The organism is Patescibacteria group bacterium, assembly GCA_041675205.1.
Classification (GTDB): Bacteria; Patescibacteriota; Patescibacteriia; order GWA2-46-9; family GWA2-46-9; genus JBAYUF01.
The window spans coordinates 1-6,094 of the sequence record JBAYUF010000015.1 but is presented as its reverse complement, the minus strand read 5'-3'; the positions used below and the strand labels follow the sequence as shown (position 1 = coordinate 6,094).

The 6,094-nt window shown below is 48.4% G+C and carries 11 protein-coding genes; all 11 read left to right on the top strand.

What is annotated here, in order from left to right; translation table 11 throughout:
- The first annotated feature begins 240 nt into the window (after positions 1-240).
- Positions 241-717 carry a hypothetical protein gene (locus tag WC052_05710; protein MFA7287130.1) on the top strand — a complete coding sequence of 159 codons (477 nt, stop codon included), beginning with the start codon at positions 241-243 and terminating at the stop codon, positions 715-717.
- A 26-nt stretch (positions 718-743) separates the two neighbouring features.
- Positions 744-1,184 carry a hypothetical protein gene (locus WC052_05705; protein ID MFA7287129.1) on the top strand — a complete coding sequence of 147 codons (441 nt, stop codon included), beginning with the start codon at positions 744-746 and terminating at the stop codon, positions 1,182-1,184.
- A 9-nt stretch (positions 1,185-1,193) separates the two neighbouring features.
- Positions 1,194-1,877 (top strand): hypothetical protein, encoded by a 684-nt coding sequence (locus WC052_05700; protein MFA7287128.1) that lies wholly within the window; start codon positions 1,194-1,196, stop codon positions 1,875-1,877.
- Complete coding sequence (locus WC052_05695) at positions 1,864-2,463, top strand: hypothetical protein (protein MFA7287127.1); 600 nt, start codon at positions 1,864-1,866, stop codon at positions 2,461-2,463. Before WC052_05700 ends, WC052_05695 begins: the two co-directional genes overlap by 14 nt.
- A complete protein-coding gene (locus WC052_05690; GenBank protein ID MFA7287126.1) occupies positions 2,456-2,962 on the top strand; it encodes a hypothetical protein in 507 nt (168 codons plus the stop codon). Before WC052_05695 ends, WC052_05690 begins: the two co-directional genes overlap by 8 nt.
- Positions 2,963-3,124: 162 nt before the next feature.
- On the top strand, positions 3,125-3,544 hold the full coding sequence (locus WC052_05685; protein MFA7287125.1) for a hypothetical protein: 420 nt from the start codon (positions 3,125-3,127) through the stop codon (positions 3,542-3,544).
- A gap of 91 nt (positions 3,545-3,635) precedes the next feature.
- Positions 3,636-3,860 carry a hypothetical protein gene (locus WC052_05680; GenBank protein ID MFA7287124.1) on the top strand — a complete coding sequence of 75 codons (225 nt, stop codon included), beginning with the start codon at positions 3,636-3,638 and terminating at the stop codon, positions 3,858-3,860.
- Positions 3,850-4,527 carry a hypothetical protein gene (locus WC052_05675; protein ID MFA7287123.1) on the top strand — a complete coding sequence of 226 codons (678 nt, stop codon included), beginning with the start codon at positions 3,850-3,852 and terminating at the stop codon, positions 4,525-4,527. Before WC052_05680 ends, WC052_05675 begins: the two co-directional genes overlap by 11 nt.
- Positions 4,490-5,086: a GNAT family N-acetyltransferase gene (locus WC052_05670; protein MFA7287122.1), complete on the top strand. Its 597-nt coding sequence runs from the start codon at positions 4,490-4,492 to the stop codon at positions 5,084-5,086. Before WC052_05675 ends, WC052_05670 begins: the two co-directional genes overlap by 38 nt.
- A 160-nt stretch (positions 5,087-5,246) precedes the next feature.
- On the top strand, positions 5,247-5,828 hold the full coding sequence (locus WC052_05665; GenBank protein ID MFA7287121.1) for a hypothetical protein: 582 nt from the start codon (positions 5,247-5,249) through the stop codon (positions 5,826-5,828).
- Positions 5,829-5,836: 8 nt separating this feature from the next.
- Positions 5,837-6,094: hypothetical protein (locus tag WC052_05660; GenBank protein MFA7287120.1), on the top strand; the 258-nt coding region annotated here is incomplete at its 3' end.

The window sequence follows — 6,094 nt, the reverse complement described above, 5'->3', positions numbered from 1 at the left end:
CCTGAACACCCAAGCGAAAGTTGAGCACCTGATTTATCGCGTGGGCCTCAGTACCAAAATGCCATTCGTTATCGTGGATGGCACCGCCAACACCGTGCATTCAAAAGATCGCACGTTGCAAAATCTCGTTCGTACCTATCAGCGGTTTTAAGCCGCTGTTCGAACAGGACAATGAAACTCAGTTAGCATAGCGGCCCACAAAGAAAGGCCGCTTACAAATCAATTAGGAGCAGCACCAGCATGAACACCCATATTGCCCTCAAAGTAGGCCACCAATCTGCACTGGCAATTATCCCGATGGATAAAGTAATCATTGCCGATTTGTCGCTGGCCTTAATCGGCCCTATCCGTCGTTTGCATCTGATGGTGAAAGGTGGCGCGCAGCATTTCGACATGACCATTCTCGGGCACAAGATCGACGCGACCAAAGCAGAAACGCCCGACGCACAAAACGTAACTGACGTGATTGCTCGCGTTCTGGATTACGCGGAATTCCTCGGTCATGATCATGTCGGCGTTTACGCAATCGATAACCTGATGGGTTACGTGGAAGCGCAAGAAAAGCGTTTGAACATTTCGTACAATCGCATTTGCAGCGACGTTGACCGCAACACGGGGCCTGCTGCACACAAAGCGTACGTCGATGAACACGAACGCCTGCAAACCGTTAAAGCCTTTGTAGTCTCCGGTATCACGGAACCAGCGATTTTCTGGTAAACGCTTTCTCATTAAGGAACAATGAAATGTTAGACAGTCTGCTTCCCTATTCGTGGCCCGCGTTATTCCTGATGACAATCGGCGCCATCGTGTGTGCGGTGTTCGCATATTTCATTCTGCTGTTTCTGTGGATGTTGCTGCGCGCTGCGTTGCAAGCATTCGTTTATCAACTGTGGATGTACAAGAAAGCCAAGGTCAATGGTCGCGAATTAAAGAAGGGGCTTTTCTGGCATACATACGGTGTAGCGTTTTTCGATTTGTTCGGAATGCGTTATAGCGAAGATCCAATCCGCCAAGGGAATTCACTCTTCTACGGCTGGACATTCAAAGCCCGCAAAGATTCGGTTTTCGTTTCGCCAGAACCAAAACTACATCGGGTTGCCGATGACGACGATGCAGAAGAAGACATCGACGACGCAGACGAAAGCGACATCGTTGCCACGTATGATCCGAAAGACAAAAAGTAAGGCACTATCATGAAAACCAAATATTCACCGTACCTCCTTTCTCGTATCGCCGTTCGCTGGGCAGGAAATATCAGCGGTATTAACGAAGTCTGTTACTACGATTACATGGGCGCGGCTGAATACGAATTCGGTAAGGTGCCTACCAGCATCATGCATATGCGTGCCTTCTGCAAAGATAACGCTATGGTCATTCACGAATTGGACGTAGCGCCACGCAAAGGCTGGGTACAGGGTGGTGACAAACTTTATGCGCTGGTCATGCCTTCTTACGTTGAATCGCTTGAGAAGGGCGCACAGAGCCTTGCAGACGGTATAGCTCGCGTGATGAACAACGGCGGCTGCAAAATGCCGCCAATGCTGGAGTATGATTTCAGCGGCTGGCACGATATCGAAAACGATATTTTCTTTACGCCGAACGAAACGTTTGCCCAACTGATTTATTCCGTGTTGAGCCGTGACGTGGAATACACGAAAATGGTTGATAAGGAATTGCGGATTGGCGACCGTGTTGGAATTGCCACGGTGATTAATGGCAAGACTGTCACCAGCGTAAAGAACATGGGAATTCAAGAAGGGAAGGTCGCTGCAATTCTTGAAGACACGTTAACCGTTAAGAGCAGCAAAAACTACCGGATGCCTTTCGCATTCATTCTTAATCGTTGTGCCGAGGTAATTAAAAATGAAAAAGCCTGATCGTCGTGAAGAGTTCGAAAAAGATTTCCTGTACGTGCACGAAGGTAAGCTGAGCTACAGCAAAAAGGATTTGATGCATTTCCGCTCTGACGACTACGGCCTCAATTCGTACAACGATGTACGTCTGGCCGCTACGTACGAAGGCTGGTGTCTGGCAAAAGATGCAGAGCTGATGCGTCACAATGAGTATGCGGCTTCGCTCATTGTGAAAGCTGACGTGAACCCGACCGTGCAAACGTACAAAGAGATTCGCACGCAAACCGGTGAATTCATTCCAGCACCTGAAGGTTTTGCATGGGGCGTCAATTTCGTTTCGTCGCAGCAATGGCCTGAAAAAGTCACTGTAGCAAATGTAACGTACGTACTGAATGAAAACTGCGCAGTTGAGTACGTGGACGTTATTCTGTTCCAAGTGCTGCACAGTGCCACCTTGGAAGACAAGGTACGTGCGCAAAACACGTACAAACAATTGTCGGATGGCTTCCATATCAAAACGCATTTCGAATATCTGGATGGCGAGCTGCAACATGAGCTGACCCGTCTTACTATTCACCATGCTGACTTCGTGGAGTTGCAAAATGTATAAGACAGTCCGTGAAATGTTTCAGGCGGTGTACAAAGCAAAGTACGCCAATTCTGATACCCGCGTGCAAAATCAATTTGCGTTCGCCGACGATAAATTCACTAACCCGAGTGTGCAGGTTGAGTGGGTTGCTTTCCAGAAAGTTTTGCACGCCGATTACATTTCTATCAAAGACGTGTGGGAAGCAGCGGGCGGCAATCCCGGTATCAAAGCGTGTCGTGAAGAAGTGTTGACCGTGCTGCGTACCCTCGACGAAATTTGCGACGAAGCAGACGGCAAGAAAACTACGTTTGAAGTTTTGCACCACGACAAAGGCAATTTGTTCCGCTCTGATGTGGATGTTTGCCAAAAGCTTTTGTATCACGTGGTGGCCGACAATCTGGAAGACGCCAAACAAGCGTTCCTCCGTGATTTCCCGTCGTATACAATTTACTCAATCGACTTTCTCGATCCGAAAGAAAAGGTGTACGGCTACACTGGCACTTTCGCAATCGGCGCCTGACTACAGAGGTCACAAAATGAGTTGGCGTTTTGTTTATTGCCCTAGCTGTGGGCAACATCAAGAAAAGGTTGGCGGTGCTGAAGAGTATTTTTTCTGTGGCGAATGTTGCCATAATTGGATCGAAGACGCACCAGTCAAACCGAAGAAAAAGAAGAAGCGCAAATGAGTAGCGAAGAAAAGATTCAAATTCTGGTGTGCGGTGATTTCGTTGACGGTGCTACCGCGAAGTACGACGAAATCAGCAAGCGCCTTGTAGAGTCGTTGGGCTTGTCTGTTGAATTCCTGACGGGCGATGTCCATTACGCTGCATACGCCGATAAACTGCAAGAAGAAAACCAAAAGTTCAAAAACTGGATTGGTGGTTTGCAAAAACAAATCGGCGACCGTATGTGCACGAACTTCAAGCGCGCCGATAATGGTCTGCTGGGTGCAGAACGTCACAAGTCGATTAAAGCTATGCGAAAAGGAAAGTACAAGTGCATACGCAAAAAGCCGCGCATGAGAGGATTATTATCGTCGGCGCAGATTACATGGGGGAACTTGGGCGACGTTGGGCACGTGAACAAATCGCAAGAATGGTAGAGCAGCAAAAGCGTAGTAAACGTTTGCACGCGGGTCTGCTTTATCCTGAAGAGCGACACGCACAAATCAAAGCCATGAGGAAAGGAAAACCATGTCGATTCGAACCAATTCTGAGATTGTGCCGCGAAGAACTGGTAATCTGGTAAAACGGTTTCAACGTGTGCCGGGTGTTCCGATGTTGTACGATTGGAACCTGTTGTGTTTCTATCGCGGTGTGGTTATCAATGCGCCACATTCTGAGTATATGTACATGACGTTTCGCAGTATGCGTACGGCGCGGGTCTACATCAAAAAGGAACGCCGCAATGGCAACTAGAATTGAAACCGTGGAGCGCGATCTGTTCCGCGAACCCCTATGGTTCAGCCGCCCTAACATCCGTTTCGCGTTCAATGCCAAGGCGTACCAGAACGGTACGTTTGGAACGCGTGTGGGGCCGACTGACAGCCTTTTGGAAGCGGGTCTGCATGAACTGGCACACTGCATTGATTTCGAGCTGACAGGCAAGCCTGCGCGCCTACAGTACGAAGCGTTAGAGTTCAAGCGACCTTACGCCAATGCGTTGTTTGCTTTCGGTAAGTGGCACGACGACTTTCCGCTTACCACGCGGGGCAGTTGGTCGGAGATTCGTACGAACGCAATACAAGCACTTTTGATGATGAAAGCGTTTGGAACTTGCTACCGCTATTCGTATGACGCGATGCTTGACGACATCGTAGAATGCAGCGTGGAAGAAATGCTGAGCAAATCTGCAAAGTCATTGTGGGTTCTTGACGACGCAATCAATTTCAAAAGCGAAATGCTGGGCTGTAATCCAATTGGTGTGCCTGTTGAAGAGCTTTACTTCAACGCGATGATGAAATACTACAACCAGATTGATACGCCTTTTGGCACACAGCGAATTGTGCAGGCGTTGAATTGTGTGAACAAACGACTAGGACAGTTGCATGCAAAGCACGAATCTCACGACGCAGCAAAAGGCTAAAATCGGCTACGACAGAAATCTGTACATCCCAAATTGGGGAATGCAGGTTATGTACAAGCACGCGATGCAACAACCCGACCTGTACAGGATTGAATTGTTCTACGCCAAAGGAAAGGCGGTCGGCGCACTGGTGGCACGCGTACGTACAGAATCGTTGCGGAAAAAGAATAAAATCCTCACTGCTATTTTTGTGATGGATGATTATCGGCGGCAAGGTATAGGTTCGCAATTGCTCGACCGTATGGGCGAAGATCGTCGCAAATGTAAAGCGGGTACAGGCGTTGCGGGATCTACCGAATTTTGGCAAACCAACAACGTACCACTGATAAGCACTGCCGAGTTCAATCGTTGGAACAAAACCATGGACGATGTGAACGAAGAACTTTACTTCACTCAAAAGGAATTGAAATGTCTTACTTCCACAAACCAAAAGCTAAGCTTGCCATCGAACGTTTCCTGCATCGCTACGAAGTCCGCCATGCGGTTGAAAGAAATGCAAGCGAAGTCGTCCACACCTACACGTTCCTTGCCAAAGGAAAACAGTTACCAATCCATGTGACTGTGAAAGAAAGACAGGAACGCGGTTTCTTCTTTCCACGTAAAACACACTACGAATGCAAAAGCCACAACACGTTGCACACCAGCCATTTCAGCACGCTAGAAAAACTTGTGTGCCATTTGGTTGTCCTTCAAGAAAAGAAAGATAGGATGGCACAAAAATGATTACCGTCACTTACATTGTGGAAGCACCGACGTTCGGCTGTAACTTGGCGCTGAACGATTCGCAGGCCATGCAGATTTTCAATCAACTGAAAGAAGGTGTTGACGCACACATCACCATTGCAAACGAATTTGCCTACGATGTTTTGCGTACCTTGATTGCCGAAGACAAAATCAGTTTTGAACACGTCGAATTGATTTTGCATGACAAAGCTAAAGTCACGCGGCACCGATTCAACACGTTCGGCAACCTGTTGAGTGAAGACGGCACAGGGCCGTTCTACTTTGAAACGCCTAGCGACATATTCATGCGCAGGCGCTGGCTAGCACTCGCTGCCAAACAGCGTACAAGGCGTTTAGAGCGCGATAAGCAGTTGCAGGCAGACCGGGAAGCGCGTTTAGGATTAACGATCCCTGAGCCTATCTTACAGGCCGTTCTGGCCGAAGACGCAGATTGTCGTAAACGCTTGGGCCTGACTGAGTGCGTAGAACAGCTCATGACGCCCGGTGCCGATGTTGACACAGCGTTAGCGCATGCCTCTACGGTTTTGGGATTGCCCACCACCGAATCAAAACTGTAAAGGGGTACATGAAAATGTTCCATCCTATTCTTGAAGAAATGCTGCGCAATGGTTTGGAATTCACCGTACGCAAAAAAGACGATGAATACTATTTCGACATTAACGCCGGTACACGCGGCGGGCCATTAGTTGCAGTTGTGCGTAACAGTAGTTCGCTGACCGTCACAATGCGCTACGACACGAAAACGGTTGTGTCGAATTTCGATCAGCTTTGCTACATGGTCAACGAGTCGCGTTTCGGTGGACCTAATCTAAATTTCGATTGG